The organism is Nocardia arthritidis (assembly GCF_011801145.1).
GTDB classification, from domain to species: Bacteria; Actinomycetota; Actinomycetes; order Mycobacteriales; family Mycobacteriaceae; genus Nocardia; species Nocardia arthritidis_A.
In genome coordinates this window covers 2,211,291-2,230,360 of record NZ_CP046172.1, presented here as the reverse complement: position 1 = coordinate 2,230,360, position 19,070 = coordinate 2,211,291, and the positions used below count along the sequence as shown (strand labels likewise).

At 57.8% G+C, this 19,070-nt stretch carries 14 protein-coding genes; all 14 read right to left on the bottom strand.

The window, feature by feature from the left end; translation table 11 throughout:
• Position 1: 1 nt before the first annotated feature.
• Positions 2-2,233: a non-ribosomal peptide synthetase gene (locus F5544_RS09915; protein ID WP_167472923.1), complete on the bottom strand. Its 2,232-nt coding sequence runs from the start codon at positions 2,231-2,233 to the stop codon at positions 2-4.
• On the bottom strand, positions 2,226-3,152 hold the full coding sequence (locus tag F5544_RS09910; protein WP_167472922.1) for a hypothetical protein: 927 nt from the start codon (positions 3,150-3,152) through the stop codon (positions 2,226-2,228). Before F5544_RS09910 ends, F5544_RS09915 begins: the two co-directional genes overlap by 8 nt.
• The gene (locus tag F5544_RS09905; RefSeq protein ID WP_167472921.1) at positions 3,149-3,625 is read right to left on the bottom strand and encodes a VOC family protein; all 477 of its coding nucleotides are present in this window, start codon (positions 3,623-3,625) and stop codon (positions 3,149-3,151) included. Before F5544_RS09905 ends, F5544_RS09910 begins: the two co-directional genes overlap by 4 nt.
• On the bottom strand, positions 3,622-3,831 hold the full coding sequence (locus F5544_RS09900; protein ID WP_167472920.1) for an MbtH family NRPS accessory protein: 210 nt from the start codon (positions 3,829-3,831) through the stop codon (positions 3,622-3,624). The genes F5544_RS09905 and F5544_RS09900 overlap by 4 nt, the downstream gene beginning before the upstream one ends.
• Positions 3,815-5,848, bottom strand: a complete 2,034-nt coding sequence (locus F5544_RS09895) for a SidA/IucD/PvdA family monooxygenase (protein ID WP_167472919.1) — start codon at positions 5,846-5,848, stop codon at positions 3,815-3,817. The genes F5544_RS09900 and F5544_RS09895 overlap by 17 nt, the downstream gene beginning before the upstream one ends.
• A gap of 518 nt (positions 5,849-6,366) precedes the next feature.
• A complete protein-coding gene (locus F5544_RS09890) occupies positions 6,367-7,698 on the bottom strand; it encodes an aspartate aminotransferase family protein (protein ID WP_238847178.1) in 1,332 nt (443 codons plus the stop codon).
• A 278-nt stretch (positions 7,699-7,976) separates the two neighbouring features.
• Positions 7,977-9,233 carry an MFS transporter gene (locus tag F5544_RS09885; protein ID WP_167472917.1) on the bottom strand — a complete coding sequence of 419 codons (1,257 nt, stop codon included), beginning with the start codon at positions 9,231-9,233 and terminating at the stop codon, positions 7,977-7,979.
• A gap of 133 nt (positions 9,234-9,366) precedes the next feature.
• The gene (locus F5544_RS09880) at positions 9,367-10,977 is read right to left on the bottom strand and encodes a condensation domain-containing protein (RefSeq protein WP_167472916.1); all 1,611 of its coding nucleotides are present in this window, start codon (positions 10,975-10,977) and stop codon (positions 9,367-9,369) included.
• Between the two features lie 13 nt (positions 10,978-10,990).
• The gene (locus F5544_RS09875) at positions 10,991-12,544 is read right to left on the bottom strand and encodes an acetolactate synthase large subunit (protein ID WP_167472915.1); all 1,554 of its coding nucleotides are present in this window, start codon (positions 12,542-12,544) and stop codon (positions 10,991-10,993) included.
• Positions 12,541-13,449 (bottom strand): LLM class flavin-dependent oxidoreductase, encoded by a 909-nt coding sequence (locus F5544_RS09870; protein ID WP_167472914.1) that lies wholly within the window; start codon positions 13,447-13,449, stop codon positions 12,541-12,543. The genes F5544_RS09875 and F5544_RS09870 overlap by 4 nt, the downstream gene beginning before the upstream one ends.
• 45 nt (positions 13,450-13,494) lie before the next feature.
• Positions 13,495-14,358 (bottom strand): aspartyl/asparaginyl beta-hydroxylase domain-containing protein, encoded by an 864-nt coding sequence (locus tag F5544_RS09865; protein ID WP_167472913.1) that lies wholly within the window; start codon positions 14,356-14,358, stop codon positions 13,495-13,497.
• Between the two features lie 106 nt (positions 14,359-14,464).
• Positions 14,465-15,403, bottom strand: coding sequence for a thioesterase II family protein (locus F5544_RS09860; protein WP_275107019.1), 939 nt, complete (start codon positions 15,401-15,403; stop codon positions 14,465-14,467).
• A gap of 74 nt (positions 15,404-15,477) precedes the next feature.
• Entirely contained in the window at positions 15,478-17,358 is a 1,881-nt protein-coding gene (locus F5544_RS09855) for an amino acid adenylation domain-containing protein (protein ID WP_238847429.1), read from the bottom strand.
• A gap of 33 nt (positions 17,359-17,391) precedes the next feature.
• Positions 17,392-18,141 carry a cytochrome P450 gene (locus tag F5544_RS09850; RefSeq protein ID WP_167472910.1) on the bottom strand — a complete coding sequence of 250 codons (750 nt, stop codon included), beginning with the start codon at positions 18,139-18,141 and terminating at the stop codon, positions 17,392-17,394.
• Between the last annotated feature and the right edge of the window lie 929 nt (positions 18,142-19,070).

Sequence of the window (19,070 nt, the reverse complement as noted above, 5' to 3'; positions counted from 1 at the left end):
GTCATCGTGTCTCGCCTGCCGCGGAGTCGAGCTCAGCGAGACGCTGTGCTGCCTCTGCTTCCGTTAAGGAAGAGACCAGCTCGAAAAGCCCGCGTTCGACCTGTGCGGCCAGACCTCGAACGGTGGGATCGGCGAAGAAGTCGGCAACATCGACGGTGACTCCGAAGAGCGCGTTGATCCGCACCAGAACCCGGGTCGCGTTCAACGAGGTACCACCGATGGCGAAGAAGCCATCGGTCCTGCCCACCTCGGGAACCCCTAGAACGAACGCGACCAGAGCGGATAGCTCAGCTTCCAGCTGCGTCCGGGCCTCCCCTGATGTGCTCCGGGCCCCCCGGTCAGCTGGGGTCGGTGCCGGTAGTGCGCTACGGTCCAGCTTGCCTGATCCGGTCATAGGCAGCGAGTCCATGAGCATGTAGACAGCAGGGACCATGTAACTCGGCAACCGCGCGACCAGCCAGGCATCCAGTTCGTCGCGAGACAGTTTGTCACCGACGACGTACGCGACCAGCTCGTTGTCGCCGTGACCATCCTGAACAACCACCACCGCGCAGTCTCGGACCCGCGGAGCCTGGGCTAGCATGGCCTCCACCTCGACGGGTTCGACCCTGGCTCCCCGGATTTTCGCCTGCGTGTCAGCTCTGCCACGGAACAGTATCTCGCCTGTCGCGTCCAGGACTCCTAGGTCGCCGGTGCGATACAGCCGCTCTCCGGAGACAAGCGGCTGAGGATGAGGGACAAACCTTTCCGCGGTCAGCGCGGGCTGGTTATGGTAGCCGCGAGCCAGGCCTCCAACCCCTGCGATGCAGATCTCTCCCTGGACTCCCGGCGGTACCGGATTCAGTGCCTCGTCTAGCACATACAGTCGGTAGACCCCCACCTGCCTGCCTATTGGAACCTCCAACTGACCCGACTTGTCGGTCCCGGACCAGCAGGCGACCTCAGAGGTCTCGGTTTGGCCGTAGACCGAATGGAACTCTGCGTTGCCGAAACACTCCTTGACCTGGTCAAGCAGCCGCGCAGGCATCGCTTCTCCCGAAGTTTGGACCCACCGCACTGCTGGGAACTTCATATCGCCGACTCCTGCGAGAAAGGTTTTCAGCATTGAGGGGACGAAGTGCACGAACGTCACATCACCGTTCTGCAGCAGCCCAGCCAACCGTTCTACGTCCGCCTCAGTATCCGGCTCAGCAATCCTGCAGGCCGCTCCAGAATTCAGCGGCGCCATGATTTCGATTACCGCCACATCAAAGATGAGGGGGCACTTGTGGAGAACAATCGAGTCTCGACTTAGGCCATAGCGACTCACAATCCAGTCGACCCGAAGCGCGGCGCACCGATGGTCGATAACGACGCCTTTGGGCGTGCCGGTCGAACCGGAGGTGAAATACATGTATGCGGGATGAGCGGGGGTTACGGTCGTATCGCAGGGCGGGGATTCGACACTGGTACCGGCCAAAACTGCGTCGCGGTCAATCAGTAGGTGCGTACCCGCGGCCCGAAGAACATCCTGCACCCTAGCGAACGGCATCCGTCGGTCGAGCGGGATAAACGGTGCACCGCACTTGAGGGCCCCCAATAGTGCGACGACCAGCTCAGCTGAGCGCTCCACAAGCACACCAACCGGAGTATCAGGTCCGGCGCCTAGCCGTACGAGGTGGGCAGCGAAACGATCTGCACGCTCGTTCAGTTGACCATACGAAAGCGTCGTTCCGGAGGTGATCAGCGCAGACCGTTCTGGGTAGTCGCGAGCCAATCGCTCAAAAGGCGCGTGTAGGACTTCTGGATTTGAGCCTGGCGCGACATCGGCCTGGATCTCTGCAAACGCGCGTTTGATCTCCTCAGGAGAAAGCAACCGCAACGAACCGACGGGGCAATCCGGCTCGGCCGTCGCGTGTCGCAGGAGACTGTCGAACGACGACTGCCAGGCCGCTCCATCCTCCGCGGTGACGTAAAGCTCGCCCGTTTCGTGTACTAGTCGGACGTCTACCACTCGACCGGCGCAACCGGTGGGGCCAGGTAGCAGCAAATCGCGGAACCGGGTCTTGTCTGTTATGCGCATTACCCGACCTGAGACAACGAAATCCTCTTCTCTAGTGTGGCGGAATATCACGCTGCACACCGCAGCGGCGAGGACGATCGTCTCATCGCAGCCATTCGTTTGAGCCAGGATCGCGCACCCGGCTCTAGCCTCTGAGGAAAGAGGCATAACGAACATCTTCCGGTCAAGCATTTCGCACCCTCTGTCGTTCCTTCGATTCCGCTAAGCCGCCGGCCAGCAGCGCCAACCCGGTCGCGATACCGTCGAACCGGTGCTCACACTCGCTGATAAACGGTGTCCGCAGCTCTGGAGGTAGTCCCTCGTAGGATTCGGACCCGCCCGGATAGAGCCCGTTGCGCCACACGTCGATCAATACGGCGCGCAAGCGCCGTATTAGCTGGCTAATGATCTCTTCGTCGGGGACCGGTTCGCGCACAGTCATGAAGAATTGGTCGTAGACCACCCCGAGCGTGGACCGAGGTTGCAGCCGAATCTCCGATATGGAGGTACGCAACAATGACTCGCTGCCCGGCACGAGCCGGGCTGCCACTGCTGCGTGCACAAGCTGGTTCACCCGCACAGCCCGGTGCAAGCGCTCCGTCGTGTCACGTGGTTCCGACGCTAGGGCCCGACCGTTGTATAGCGACCTCACCAACATGTAGTCCGGTGCCCAGCTCCCGCTGAAGCCGTGGTGCTGGCGGTACATCGAGGGCCGGATCACGCGTTCGTAGGAGTCGCGTGTGCAGGAGCTCGTGTAGAGAAGGATGGCGCTGTAGCCTTCAGCCAGAAAAGTCAGGACTTCGGCCGTCTCCTGGTCCATGGTTGGTCGTCCCAGTATTCGGGCTGTTAGCTGCCAAAGGACGAAGGTTATTTGGTGACCGGTGATCCATCGGAACCAGAACACCTCGTCGAGCAGGTCCAGGTCGGGTGGCTCCGCTAACCTCACGGCATCCAAATCGCAGGGCTTGGGCATCAAAGCGCCGAACCTGCCTCGTTCCACGCATTCTTTGGAGTTTGGCAGGTAGAGCGGCTCCAACCCATACCGATATGCACCGTAGTTCCATTCCGTCACTTGTGGGTCACGCATGTCGGCAAGGATTTTCATGGTCACTGCGCGGTCTCCGGGGTATAGGTGAACTCAAACTCCAGGCCATTGACGTCTCGGCAGTAGAAGCACTCGATCCCGTTGGCGTCTACCACCACCTCGGTCGGCTGTTCGTCCAATACAAAGATGTAGCGAGCAGACCGATGCAGTTCCTGCCAGTGCCTGCGCCAGCGGCGCAGCTCGTCTGGCGACCGCACTTGAAAGCACAGGTGCTGGTACTGCGGCACCGTTGCGTGAGACGGCTCTGAAACTGCCTCTTGACGGTCGAACAAGTGGAACCGCACACAGCCGACTACCAGCTCAACCAGGGTTCCGATGCCGGGCAGCCTGCTGATCGTGAGTGGGGAAAAGCTTGTCAGCATCCAAGTGGGCTCACACCCGAAGAAGTCGACATACCAGGCGAGCGCATTTTCCAGGTCAGCAGTCTGCACCCCAACGTGATGGAAAACGGGGGGCGCTAAGGCCGGAATCGGCGTCATGACTCCGCCACCTGCGTGTTGCGACGTAGGCTCACGGGACGCAGATCAGTCCAGATCTCGCAGATGTGGACGAGACACTCCTCTCTCGGCCTGGGATCTCCGACAACCTCCCAACCCGCTGGCACGGCTCGACCGGCCGCCCAAATGGAGTACTCCTCCTCATCGTTGCGTACCACGACATACAGGTCGTTACGTGTGCTGTCCACTGTGTGTACCTCCGGGTAGATGCTGACCAACGCTGCCGTTCACCAATGCGGAGTCATGGCTTTTCTGCTCCAGTGACATGTCGACCAGATATCCGATGAGATCGCGCTGCCCACCGGCTGCGGTGGCTAGCTCCTCGGCGGCCAGCCGCCGGTCCTCCTCGTCGCGGTCCTGGGAGAGCTTGAAACGCCCCACGAGGTCAGTGATCTCAATCTCGAAGGCGACAATGTGCTCTAACAGCGGGACAATCCGCTTGTCGTCAGAACGGAGTGTGGATTGGACCGCGAAGCGCTCAGAGATCTTCGCGATCCGGCAAAGCCCCGCGACGATGCGGTCGCGATCACGCAGGAGCCGGGCTCGACCCCGCACCTCGACGGTCACCGAATTCCAGGTTGGCAACTGATCCGTCGCGTAAACGTGTGATGAGATATAGCTATCCGGCCCATGGAAAAGGACAGTGATCACTCGGCCATCGAGTAGCCGAGCATGTGGGTTGGCACGGTCGAAATGGCCGAACAGGACTCCGTGCGAGCCGCGTCCGCGCTCCAGGATTAACGGCACCCGTGTGACGACCGGATCGTCGATCCCGCGAGCGGAAACTACTGTCGCGAGCTTGAAGCGCTCGATTACGGCATAGAGCTTATCGCTGTTTTCCTCCAGGTGGCGTCTTGGCGGATAAACAGCCGTGACGATGCGATCTCGAATGTCAGTGACGATCTGCTCCGACCGAAATGGCAGCAGAGATAACAGCGTATCTCCAATACCGAAGGACCGCTCCCCAAGTCCTTGGATATAGAGCCCAGCCGTAAGGCCAGGACTCAGCTCAACCCGGTAATTCTCGGAGACGATGAAGTCGCCAGCCTCGTCATAGGCAACGTGAGGTATCACCTCTTCGAAGATTCTCGAATCCAGTTGCCGCTCATAACCAGTCGCCATCACCACAGCGTCGCAGTCAATGGTACGCATCGTCCCGTCGAACCGGTCCTCGATGGTAACTACGGCGCCGCCGTCGGACCGAATTCCGGTAATCCGGGAATAGCGATGGATGACAAGTCTGTTGCAGCCACGTACCTTATCGAGATACGCGGTGCGGTAGAGCTCATTGAGCACTGTGGTCTCGACCACGCCATAGTTGGTGTTACGCAAGTCCGCCAGCTGCCCCGCCCTGCGGCTCTTAGACTCGCGGTAGAAGCTCGAAGAGTTAGTCGAGTAGAACTGCTCATTGACGAAGGGACTGCTGTCGGCCGGACGAAGCGCGTAGCTGGCAATCACCAGGTGAAGCTCGGTGTCGGGATGATGCTGCAACACATACGCCGCGATCTCTGCCGCACTCTGGCCATCACCAGCCACCACCAGACGGCGGGGAGTCGCAGGATCTGGCCACCGCTGCGGGAAATTAGGCAAGAACCGGCTGGAGTGGATGACATGGTCCAGGTCCACGCCCCGCGGGAGCTTGGGCGTTCCACCGGGAGCTACTACCACATTGCGGGCACGAACTACCCGGGAACGGTTGGTACTGTTGTCGTGCATGACAATCTCAAACAACCGGCTGTCAACCAAAGACACCTTGGTCACCTCAGTGCCATACACCACATCATCGTCAAAATGGCCCGCAACCCAACACAAATAGTCGCTGTATTCCATGCGCGAGGGATAGATATCGCCGAGGTTGACAAAGTCCTCCAGTCTACCTCGTTGCTTCAGATAATTCAGGAATGAGTATGGACTAGCTAAGTTGCGCATTAAGACCAAGTCTTTGAGGAACGAGATCTGCATACGCGAGCCCTCGAACATCATCCCTGGATGCCAGCTGAACTCAGGGCTGCGCTCCACGAACAAGCAGTTCAGCACAGGGTCAATCTCCTGTGCGGCAACGGCTAAGGCGAGGTTCGAAGGGCCGAAACCGACACCAACGAGATCATACAGCTGGGAAACTTCGAAACCGTTGGCTGAAGAATTCATTTCACCTCTCAACGTTCCGGCCGATATATTCCACACCGGTTCTAGAATCGCCGACACGGCGGAAGAGCTTACTGAGTAACGCAAAATACTGCCTGCCCCGCGTCCACCAGACAATCTAGGAATAACTCTAGGCAGCCCTTGGCGAGCAGTCAATAGTCCGCTTGTTTCAGGGAAACTGTAAGCAAGGTTGGCTTTATTGATAATGCACGGCAACGCAGCCCGGCGCAGCCAATCACCTCGCCTCATGCGTCGCATGGCCAGTTACAGCTCCATCCGGCTCACGAATCAAATGCGATCAATGCCCCGTGAATCAGATGATAAATAGGTCGCCCGACCAGCAGACGTCACTGCTGTACAGCAGTGACGTCTCACCTATACCATTGCATCCTATTTAAGCGCCAATGCGCATAGCTTGCTGCGAGCAGTACCCTGACTTACGCCTTCGCGATAATGCATGCCGATAGTCTGGTCGATGAAGCGATTTATGACGGAGGTCCGGTATGGCGGATTATTTTGCCAGACGGGTCCTTATAACTCCCAGGCGCCCGTGCTCGGCGATTGCAAAATCTACCTCTTCAACCTGCAATGTCCGATACCATCTCACCCAGTACTGCAGCGTACGCGTCGACGGACTCCGCAGTGTGCACCACCGACAGCGTCCACTCCTGATCACGGTTTGGCGCGGTATATATTCCGCGGTTAAAACAGTAGAGCCAGAATAATTGACTGAGTTCTTCGTCTCGATTGGCCTGAAAACTCCGATAGTCGACTATCTTCGAGGCCGAGAACGTAACACAACCTTTCGCGCCTAGCCCCAGCGAATACCCAGGAATAGCAGAATCTGCGAGAACAGAATTACAGGCGCTAACCAAGCGTCTACTAAGTTCTTCGAGACGGGTATAGGCCTCTGGCGTCAGCACCTCCAGAAGATTGGCGCGGGCAGCTGACATGCACATAGGATTTCCATTAAACGTACCCACCTGGTAGACACGGCCATCCTTCACTACGGACATCACATCCTCGGTTCCGCCTACCGCCCCCATCGGCAATCCCGCACCCAACGCCTTTGCCAGCGTGACCAAGTCTGGACGCACACCGAAGCGTTCCGTCGCGCCACCGGAGGCGATACTCAACCCGGTCTTGACCTCATCGAAGATCAGAACGATGCCATACCGGCTGGTGATCTCTCGAACGGCCTCAAGATAGCCGGGCTCCGGGAGAATTACCCGCATGTTCATCGGCACGGCCTCCATAATGACGCAGGCGGGTTTACGCCCTTGCCGGATTAAACTTTCAATCCGACGCTCCATTGCCGCGGCGTCATTATAAGGCACGGCGACCGTTAAATCGACCGTCGATTTCGGGATCCCGGCCCCGAATGGCACGGACACAAGCGAATCGGCATGTCCAATGGTTTCATACTCGCCTGCGATCGATACCATGACCGCATCGTGATGACCGTGATATGAGCCAAAAATCTTCATGACCGTGTCACGGCCGGTGAAGCCTCGGGCGATCCTGATCGCATCCATCGTGGCCTCGGAACCCGAATTAGTATACCGCCACTGCCCGAGTCCCCAGCGTCGTTGGAGTTCATCGGCAACGATTATTCCGTCCTCTGTCGGCGCCGCAAAATGGGTTCCCTTGGTGTAGCGATCGCGAACGGCGTAACCAATAGCCGGATGTGCGTGGCCTTGGATCATCGAGCCGAATCCATTGTGGAAGTCCCACATCTCGTTTCCATCAACGTCCCATACGACTGGACCGTTGCCGCGGTCTATATAGATTGGACATGGTTTACGGAATTGATAAGATGAGGCGACTCCACCAGACAAAGAACGACTGGCGACCTCAAGCATCTTTGCTGATTTCCTGGTCCGTTGTACAACCAGCGCATTCTCTCTCATCGTAAGAGCTCGTACGCGCTCGCGATTCTTTCGCTCCGCAATGGATATCATTATAACCCCTATTAATGCAGTTAAATTGAACTTGGCAGAACATACCTGCTGCCGCCTAGTTGCCATCACCTGTGAGAGTCACACACTTCCTTCCGTTATCACATCAGATGGGCACCGACTCCACCAGTCCGCGGTATTGAGCCTTCGCAACGTGCACACTTCAGTAATCAGAGCTAGACCCGAAGCCACAGGCGATGCCGCGAAGAATAATCGAGCCGCTTGGCGGCCTACGCATCTGCCGAATCGACAACCGGAAAGTCGGCTTCCTCCGGAAGTGTACGCATTCGACGAATCGACGACGGCAAAATCAGCATGACACTGAGAACACCTCCAATCGAGGCAACCCACAAGGTCGGCCGTAGTCCGAGCCACGTGCCGAGCGCGCCACCCAGCAAAGCTCCAAACGGCCGAAATCCGTTGTTGAATAACATGAACGCCCCTTGTACGCGACCACGCAGCCGGTCCGGTGTCAATGCTTGCTGGATAGAGCTCCCGGAGATATCACAGATCATCAAGCCAACGCCAGAGGTGAATTCCGCAATGACCAATAGGCCCGCAGCCAACCACTGCGGCCCGCCGGCAATAGGAGCAAGAACTAGCGCCCCAGGATAGATGAAAGACCCGACAAGGAAGGCGGGGCCAACCCCGATGCGCAGGCTCACGCGCGTGGTCAGTGCCGACCCAACAACTGCACCAACTGCCCCAGCGGCGAGTACAAGGCCGATAGCGAGAGCCGACAACCGCAACTCCTTTGCCGCGAATAGGAAAAGGAGGGTGAAGTAGATTGTGTAGAAGAAATTCAAACTGGCATCGATGAAAAACTTCGCCAACAGAGCAGACGCGCGGCGAATGAACAAGAATCCTTCGCTTAGATGCCCGCGCCCCGCTTTTATCCGCGGCGGTTCTTCGGGCGATATAGACCTGAGTAACAAGGCTGAACCGATGAACGATACAACATCACACAAAATAGAAATCGGACCAGAGACGGCCTGTATCAGCGCACCACCTGCGGTCGGACCGGCTACCCATGAAAGATAATAGCTTCCTTTGACTAGCGAGTTTCCTCGCACAAAATCATCTCTCGGCACCAGAGCGACGAACAGACTATTTGCGCAGATGCCGAATACGACTGCGAGAGACCCAGTCAGAAAGGCGACGATGTACAGGTGCTGTATGGTCAGCTGGCCGAGCCAGTAAGTTATCGGGACCGTAAGCAGTAAAGCAGCGCGAAGTAGGTCGGCCAAGATCATCATTTTGCGCCGTCTCCCGAACTGGTCAACGAACGCGCCAGCGTGCAACGCAAATATCAGGCTCGGCAGCGAACCCGCCGCGGACAACAGCCCCACCTGAGCGGCGTTCGCGTGGAGTGCGAGGACCGCAGTTAGCGGCAATGCTACAAAGGTAATCTGGTCGCCGAAGTATGAAATCGTCTGCGCCGTCCAGAATCGACGGAAGGAAGTCTGCTGCAGCAGAGGCGGCGTCATGCTCCATAACCGGGCTCTAAGTCCTCCTTGTCGACCAATACCCCATTCTTCGGTACGCAAGCTCCTGTTAGCTCTCGCGAAACGCGACCACCCCATACTCAGTGCACCCCTGTCGATCTGCAGATACGAAACATCAGTAGCCCTCGGCAAAGACTTCGTCCAGACAGAGTTCCGGCTCATGCACAATCACGCCAAGCAGACGATCGAGATCATGGACTATGGACTCGGCTGTCGAGAGATCGAAGAGGTCCGTAGAGAACTCCAGATGCCCGCGAATTCCATCCGGCAACGACGATTCCTCGAAATACTCAGTGAGATCGAAAGTGAGATCAAACTTTGCGATCCCCAAGTCAAACTGTTCCACCTCGGCCCGCAGCCCCGGCATACGGGGCGGGAGAAGTTGTCCCACTTGGAAGGCGAGCAGTATCTGAATCCCCGGATGGTATGCCATGGATCGGGTTGGGTTCAGCAACGCAATGGCATGGTTGAACGGGTACTCCTGATGGTCCATGGCTGTGAGATCCGTTTGATATACCCGCTGAAGCACCTCACTGATCTTAGGGTTACCGGACAGATTCACGCGCAGGATCACCGTATTCACGAAGAAGCCGATGAGGTTTTCCAACGCCGTGTCGGGGCGGCCCGCTACCGTCGCGCCGACTGCGATATCGTCTCCGGAGTTCCGCAGTCGCAGCAACACCACGATGGCAGCGTGCACAAGGACGAAAACTGTGAGCCCTTTACCGCGCGCAAAATCAGCGAGCGCCTGATGGCGAGCACGATCGATCACGATTTCGACCTGCCTCCCCCTGTGGCTTCGCACTGCCGGGCGCGGTCGGTCGGTGTCCATCGTGGTCACTTCCGGCATCCCGTCAAGCGTCGCACGCCAGAAGGCTGTGTGTCGCAGGCAATTTTCAGATGGATTGTCGAGGTCAAACATTCGGCGCTGCCACACAGTAAAATCGGCATACTGCACTGGCAGCGGCGGCCAGGCTGGTTCCGCGCCGGCTAGACGCATCGTGTATGCGAACCCAAGGTCATTGACCATAGCCTTGAGAGACCAGCCATCGACAGCAATGTGGTGAATCAATAGTAGAAGGACATGCCGATCCGGGCCACATTTGAACAGCTCCGCTCGCAATGGTATCCCGGTGCTGAGGTCGAACGGCCTGCTCGCCGTGGCGAGCACATCCCGACGAACTGTGTCTGTGGTCGAGGATACGATCCGCATACCTATGGCGACCGGAGGTAATACCACTTGGTGCAGATCGAGGTCATTCATGACGATACAGGTGCGCAGCGCCTCGTGCCGTCCAACGACGTCTCCGACTGCGGCGCTCAGAGCATCGACGTCCAAATCACCATGAAGATCGATGAGAAGAGGAACATTATAGAGAATGTTGGGACCGCTGAAGGCATCCGTAATCCACAGGCGCTCCTGGGCGAACGAGACCGGCAGATTGCCATGACGATCGGCCCGAGTTATCGGCTGAGCGGTCGGCTCAATCGTCTCTAACATCGCGCTCAGCTTACGGATGCTCGGGTGGCGGAACACGTCCGCGATTGTCACCTCCAACCCAAAGACTCTTCTGATCTCCGCGGCTAGCCTCACCGCAGACTGGGAGGACCCTCCAAGCTCGAAGAAGTCGTCGTCGGCCTGGACCACCCCGAGCTCAAGACATTCCGCAAACAGCCTGCTCAGTTCTTGATACTCGACGGTCAGATCAGTGCGTGCCTTTGACATGAGCAAATTCCGATCAAACATAATCAGCTATGGATACGTCAATCAGGTGTGGTCCCGGCTCGGCGAACGCTCGCCTGAGGCAGTTGGCCAGTTCGTTCGCCGACCGCGCCCTCACAGCTGGGACACCCATACCAATACTCAAGGCCACGAAATCCAGATTGGGCTCCGTTAGGTCGAACAATTCCGACGCGGCGGCTTCCACACCGCGGATTCGCAGGTCCTCGCGGCGCAGAATCGAGTAGCCGCAGTTGTTCATCACGATGGTGGTGACGTTCAATCGTTCCCGCGCCTGTGTCCATAGGGCGCTAATGGTGTACATCGCACTCCCATCCGCCTGAAGGCAGACCACTTGACGCTGGGGACAGGCCATCGCGGCGCCAATCGACAGCGGAAGTCCCTCGCCAATCGCGAACCCGCACACCGAGAGAAGGTCGTGACGAGCCGCCGAGTCCATCGCGGCGGACAGCGCCGGACTCGCGGTATTCGCCTCGTCAACGACGATGGCGTCTTCAGGCAGCAGCGTGGCGATGGGCTCAGCGATAGCAGCCAGGATGGATTGCGGGGCAGTCCGGGTCCGTGGCGGCGGTCGATTAGAGGTTCCGCGGAGCGGCCTATTCGGTGCCAAAACGTCAGCCAGTTCGGCCAGTGCCGTAACTACATCGTCTCCCTCGTTGCCAAGCCGGTCCACAACGCAGTCAAGTGGAATCAGTTCGCCACGCACACCTGGGGCACCGAAGGCAGCTACCGGCATCGTTGCATCGACCAGGACCAGTAGCCGAGTGTTGGCCAACTGAACCCGCGCTCGGATCGAGTCCCCGCTGAGTTGCGGTACCTGAGAAACACCGGCCCCGCGTTGGAATCGAGCCGGAAACGCCTCAGCCATGACCTGAATGCCGGTCGCCTCGCCAATTCTCCTGGCAGCGGCGAGCCCCGCCTGCCGAAGTGCGGTGCCGCCGAGGAGCAATGTCGTTCCTGAACCGCGCCGGAGCAGGTTCGCTACCCGGTTGACTTCGCAGGTTGGAACAGTGGAGGGTGGAACGTCGGCTACAGGGAGCGACACTTCGCCGTTTGGTGACCAAGCTACGTCCGCGGGCACGATAAGTGTGGCCACCCCTCGCGGATAGCGATGCGCTGCCTGCAGCGCCGCGACAGCATCCGCTCCAACTGCTTCGGCGCTCGCTGCTGTCCGGACCCATCGCGACATCGGCGCGGCCAGGGCAGGCACGTCGGACTCTAGCGGCGCGTTAAGCGCCCGATGGGTAGTGGCGCTGGCTCCGACAATATTGAGGACGGGCGTGCGTGCCCGCTGGGCATTGTGCAGATTTGCCAATCCATTCGCCAATCCTGGCCCTTGATGAAGCAGCGTAGCCGCCGGATTGGACGACATCCGGGCGAATCCGTCCGCCGCGCCTGTGGCAACACCCTCGAACAAGCAGAGCACGCCCCGTATTCCTGGCGTCTCGTCAAGAGCCGCGACCAAGTGCAGTTCAGAGGTACCGGGATTCGCGAAACACACCGTGACGCCCGCCGCGTCCAGCGAGCCCATCAGGGACTGGGCGCCGTTCATCGTTTGGCTCCCACAGCATCCAGACCCCGATGCAGGAGGAGCGGGGCGATGTCGTCGAGTACGCTAACCTGCCCCTCGAATGGGAAGGTCTGCCTTGGCCAAAACACCACCATGTCCGTAAACCCAAGCTCCGCAAACAGTCCTCTGGCGTCGAGGAACGCCGCCTTGGATGCGAGCACTCCGCCCAACTGAACCCCTGCGACGACGATCTTGTCGAGCGAATCGAAATTCCGTCCCTCAGCAGCACAACCCTCGGCAAGGTTTGCAAGCTGGTCACGGAGCGGACCGATCGCCCGATCAAACCGGTTTGGCTCAAACCGGCCGGGCACGCCCGTAGTGATCCAGGCATCCGCGGCCCGAGCCACAAGTCTCATCCCTCGGGAACCTGCGGCCGCGATCGCTAAAGGCGTCCGAGGACGCTGCACACAGCCGGGATACATATGCGCGTCCCTGGCCTGGTAGAAGTCGCCATCGTACGAAGTCCTCTCGTTTCGCAATAGCAGATCAGTCAGCTCGACAAACTCATGGAACCGACGAGCACGATCGCTCCGGGACAATGGGTAGGACCCAAACACCTTGGAGTCGTGACCTTCAGCTCCCGCACCGATCCCACAGATCGCCCGTCCGGCGGAGATGTCATCCAAGGTCATCATCTCCTTGGCAAAGGTGACCGGGTTCCGCAGGTTTGGGCTTGCCACCATTGTCCCGAGCCGAATACGAGTAGTCGACGCGGCCGCGGCCGCCAAGGTAGGCACCGCCGAGTGCCACGGCAAGCCCTGCAACCAACGCCAAGTCAGGTGGTCAAAGGTCCAAGCGTGGTCGAACCCGAACTCCTCAGCCAGCCGCCACCTCTTGCCGGACTGAGACCACGAACCATCTGGCAAGATAACAATTCCGTAGCGCACTCAAATCCACCTTACCTCCGCTCTTGGCAATCATTCGGCTAGCAATCATCTATCCCGGTCCATCACGTAATAGACCCGAAGTTCATCAAGCCGCTTAGCGAGATCACGGTCATCAAGCTGATCTTCAATCTCGCCGACTGTATTCCAGAAAAAATCTTCGCCGCCGTCTCGCCGAAAATGCGTTTTAGCGATAATACCGAATATGTCGAGTATATTGGCCTCGGTGATAAGAGCTGCCAATGAATGCAATGCCAAACGCTCCGCATTTGACAGAGGAGGGCGAACTACAATACTTGACAGGGGGATACCTTCTTCTTCGAGCGCGTCAATGTTCAACAGCTCTGAACGATCCTGCACATCGTTGAAGTCGACTATCAAATGCATTCGCGACAGCGTTGTCAGTGCAGCCGCAGTGTGCACTTGCGTTGCGTCGAGAAACCACACCTCTCCTGGCTTCATACGATAAACCGTGTTGTTATCGCTGAACATGCAATCTTCATTAGTAATAAGCGGAATATGCAGCCTATGCATGGGGCGCTGCCGCGAGTTTGAAGAGTCGAATTCCAGGTAGTCACGGTGCGGAATCAGCACGTTGGAAGTCATACAAACGATGCGCGCAAAGCGAATGTGTTCGACGCAAAGCACCTGCTCGATGATCGTTGACACATACGGCAACTGTTCGCCATACGCGGTGAACCCCGATGAGGCACCCGGATCATAATTGGTGATAATTCCGTCACCAATCTCTCCGCCGGGGGAACATAGCATAAGCTGACCTTCACCTCGCGTAGAGCGTCCGCAGTTGAATTCCTCGTATGGCTCAATAAAAGGCAGGCCCCTTCTCGGGTCAAGTTCGATGGCAACCTTGTTGTGATCGATTTCAAACTTGCCTATCAGATGTGAATGCACTGCATGAATCCTTCCGTAACCCGTGCACATCTACCCACATTACGCGACAAGGCAATTTGCATAGTTGAGTGCCGCAAATAGCCGCGAGGGTGGAGCACCAACCAAATCATGCCAAATCCCGGTCCATATACTCAGAGATGGCCGTCAACACTTTCGCCGCCTGGTGTACCGGAAAGAAGTGGCCGCCGCTGATCGTCTGAAGCTCAAATGAGGAGTTCGTCCATTCGGCCCACCGTGCACATTTTTCGACGGGGATGAAATCATCGTTGGACCCCGCGAAGGCGACCACTGGAATACCGATTTTCTCAGCATTCGACAACGGCTTCCGGCAAGTAGCCATCACCGACAGGTCCGTTCGGAGCGGTGCCAGTAAGACGGTCCTTACGCTGGGATCAGACAACAACTGAACCGGCGCCTCGCCCCATTTGAGCAGAGTTTCTACCAAATCGTTATCACTCGGGTCACCGTCCGCTTCGACCATGTCCGGCGGAGTCGCCGCTGCGGCAGCAAGCATTCGTAGGTACGGGCTATCGATCCGCTTAGCGACCTCACGCCCGACCAAGGCGCCCATGCAATGGCCGAAGATGGCGAACGGACGTTTCCCGTAGTCGAGAATCTGCTCGGCAATCCGATCCGCCAAGGGGTCGACGTCCGTGAACGGAACATCCTCGATTCGCTCCTCCCGCCCTGGCAGATGCACCACAACAATCTCCACCTCAGCCGGTGCAGCCTGTCGCCACTTTCGAAATGCGCTTGGACCGGATCCGGCCGCCGGCAACACGAAAACAACTCTATCGCTACCAGCCCCGGAGGTGAAACGCCTGAGCCACAGATTTCCGGAACTCGTGTATTCAAGGCGGCTCTTGAGTTCCTCCCGATGCTCTCGCAGCACCGCTAGGAAGCCAGCATCCATCACATCCTTGGACGCAGTGTATTGAATCTGGCCATTATCGACCCAAATTCTAATCCGCCTGCGTCTCACCTCTGATAGCAGCCAGTCAACCACTGAATGCCCTCGCGGACCTCCGTGGGCGTTTAGCGCCATATCTACCATCTCTAAACATTTCGTGGAGTCAGCCGAATTTAAATACGTACTCGAAACATACCTGCAGCGCATCTTCACAGGACTTCGATCGTAGGCTCCTGTCCGGGCGCATCGCCAGCTATTCGGTTGGCGAGTTCAGCTATAGTCGGCGCCCCGTACAATATCTGCAAAGGAATATCTACCCCTAAGCGTTCTCGCACTCGCGAAATTATCTGCGCTGCCAATAGCGAATGCCCACCTAGAGTGAAGAAGTTATCATCGATACCTATTCGTTCGATACCCAGCACCTCCTCCCAAATTTCCGCCAGCATCATCTCCACCCGCGATGACGGCGCCACGAAATCAACGTCCGATGGCACGTCTCCCCCACTCGGTGCCGGCAATGATTGCCGGTCCAATTTTCCATTTACTGTCAATGGAAAGCTGTCAAGCACTACATATGCCGATGGCACCATGTAGTCCGGCAACCAGCTCCGTGCCCATTCATACACTCCGACATTGGAAACACCGGGTCCGGTCACGTAGGCCACCAAACGCCGATCTCCAGCTCGATCCTCCCGCGCTACGACAACTGCGTCGTCCACCAATGTGCAGCTCCGCAATACCTCTTCAATCTCCCTCAACTCAATCCGATGACCGCGAACCTTTACCTGGTAATCAGCGCGACCAAGAAACTCGATCGCACCATTGAGCTGAATTCGCGCTACGTCCCCTGTCCGATACAATCGAGAACCAGCACCACCAAACGGATTCGACACAAACCGCGTAGCTGTCAAACTCGGTCGATTAAGATACCCCCGCGCAAGACCTCCACCTGACACATAAACTTCCCCAGGAACTCCGGGCGGCACGGGCTCCATTTTGTCATCTAGTAGGTGTAGCTCAAGATCTGGAATGGCGGCGCCGATCAAACTCCCCTGAGCATCGGCTATCAATTGGCGATTTAGTGCGATATAAGTGACATGCACCGTGGTCTCGGTGATGCCGTACATATTGACCAGAGTCGGAGTGCTGTCCGAGTGTCGGGTGTACCAGCCTACAAGCCGTTTTAGGTCGAGCGTTTCCCCCCCGAAAAATACGTACCGAAGCGCGAGGGAATCCTTGAGTTCCAAGGACTCGGAATCTGCCTCCACCTGATCGGCGTCCATGAGTTGATAGAAAGCTGATGGCGTCTGGTTCAGAATGGTCACCTTCTCACGACGCAACATCTTTAAGAATGCGCGTGGTGACCTCGATACCATGTACGGCACCACAACTAGCCTGCCGCCGTTGAGCAAAGATCCCCATAGCTCCCAAACCGAGAAGTCGAACGCGTATGAATGGAACAACACCCAAACATCATCGGCACGAAACCGAAACAAACGGTCGATCTCACCGAACAGACGAGCGACGTTCTTATGTGTTACCACGACCCCTTTCGGCTCACCTGCGGAGCCAGAGGTGTAGATCACGTACGCGGGATTATCCGGCAACAGAGAAGGAGCCAGATCGGAGTCGTCATAAGCACGTAGCCTCTCAAGAAAAACACCGCCCGCTAGCCATGTTGTCGACATGTTCGGAATCGAAACATTCGCAGTCATCAAAATATGAACTGGGCAGGCATCGGCAAGCAGACCCAAAATCCTGCCGGGGGGGCTGACAGGATCGATCGGCAGATACGCAGCGCCTGCCTTCAAGGTTGCGAGGATCGCGATGACAGCGTCGACGGTGCGATCCAGAACGAGACCGACAAGCCGCTCTGGACCTGCGTCATGGGCAACGAGGTACCTGGCGAGCTGGTTGGCCCGGGAATTCAATTCACGATAGGTCAGCACCCCATCCGCGAGGACACCTGCCGGCCCGGCAACCGCGATAGCCCCAGGTGTCCGGGCAACCTGCGCCTCGAACTGGGTCGGAATTGTGGAGCATCCGCAACCGGACGTCGTTGCGCTGTAGCTCTCTCGGGGTACTCGCATTCGTGACATCGAACCTCCGTACTTCCGGCTCGCCTAGCGGGAGCCCAGTTCGACAGGAAGAGCGGCCGGGCCGCTGAGAATATAGGAAGGAAAGAAGCTTGGTTTTCCGGCAGCCGCGATCTTTCCGACGCCCAACCTAAGTTCCTCAAGGAACACGCGCAGGATGAGACGAACGATAGGAGCACCGATGCAAAAGTGCGGCCCGGCGCCGAACGTGCGGTGCGGATTGCGAATGCGGTCGAGGCGCAGTTTATCGGCGTCCGGGAAGACTGCGTCGTCCCTGTTCATTGACGGAAGCCACACGGCAACTCCATCTCCTGCCGCGATGTCGACGCCGCCGAGTACTGCCGGGGTCGACGCAGTACGCAGCACGTGAGTGACAGGCGCGACCCATCGTAGAATCTCCTCGACGGCCGCGTCTAAGGAGACCCCGCCGCCCAACCTTGACCACTGCTCGGGATGATCGAGCAACGTCAGCAAAGCCGACCCGATCGCGGATTTGGTCGTGTCTACGGATGCCGTGAAAACGTTTTCACAAGTGAGGACGATTTCATCGTCGGTGATCGCGGCACCGCTCTCCTGTGCACCAATAAGTGCGGACATCACGTCGTCAGATCGTTGACAACGACGCACCTCCAGCAAATCCGTATAATACATGAGAATAGCGATATGGGCTTCCTGTGTCGTCAAACCATTGCAATCCAGCGACTCATCACCCGCAGCGTCGGCTAGAGTAGCCATGGTCTCGACATCTTTCGGCTCAACACCCAAGAGTTCGGCCATAACCGCCATAGGAATGCGTGAAGCCACAGTGCCGACAAAGTCACACGGACCGGCGCCCGACACAGTCCTGAGTAACGATCTGATAACACGGCGAGCGCGCGGTTCCATCACCGCGATCGATCTCGGCGTAAACAGCTTCCGAAGCGGTCCCCTCAACTTGCCATGCTTTGGCGGATCGACCAGGACCAAGGTTCGGCCTGCGGCAGAGTTGGGCACGGACAACCGCGAGCGCAACTGGACGCCACGCTCTGACGAATAGGTGCTAGCGGTGTGCAGAACTACATTTCCAGGCTCGTAGCCGGTGACTGACCAGAACCCGTCCGCGCCGTGGCGATGATGCCAACCAATTGGACATTCCTCCCGCATCCTCCGCCACACGAGATGTGGATCTCCATGCGAGTACAGCGCGGGGTCCGTAAGGTCGTAGGTTCCGTGCCGCATTTGTGGCCTCCCTAGTATGGCGCACATTACATCGCGCTCAGCAGCTTAAATGAAATTTGCGAGTCATTCATTTTCAGGCCTGACGTGTTCCCAGTTCTCCAATGCAGACTCCATAAAGCATGGCCAGATCGAGCAACGAGCAACTTCGCAAACATCGTGGACTTTCCAGCATCGCAGTACTTAATCCTGGGAGTCCAGATTTCGTCAGAAACTGACAATTGCGAAGGTCCATCTCTGGGGCGGAGGCTACTCCGCGATTCCGAAAAAGGCACTGTGCACTCTATACGCGGCGTGAACATCTCCCAATATGCCGATTGTGGCCATCATTTTCTCAAGCCGTTTTTGTATACACAAAGGACTATTCGAGAATTTAAGGTCGCAAAAGAAACGACAGTCTCATGAATTGAGATTGGCGTTCTGCGCGTCGATCCTTCAGGCACCTCCCCTGCATTGCGGCACGAGCCGCAGATCGCCTGCAAAAACACCGC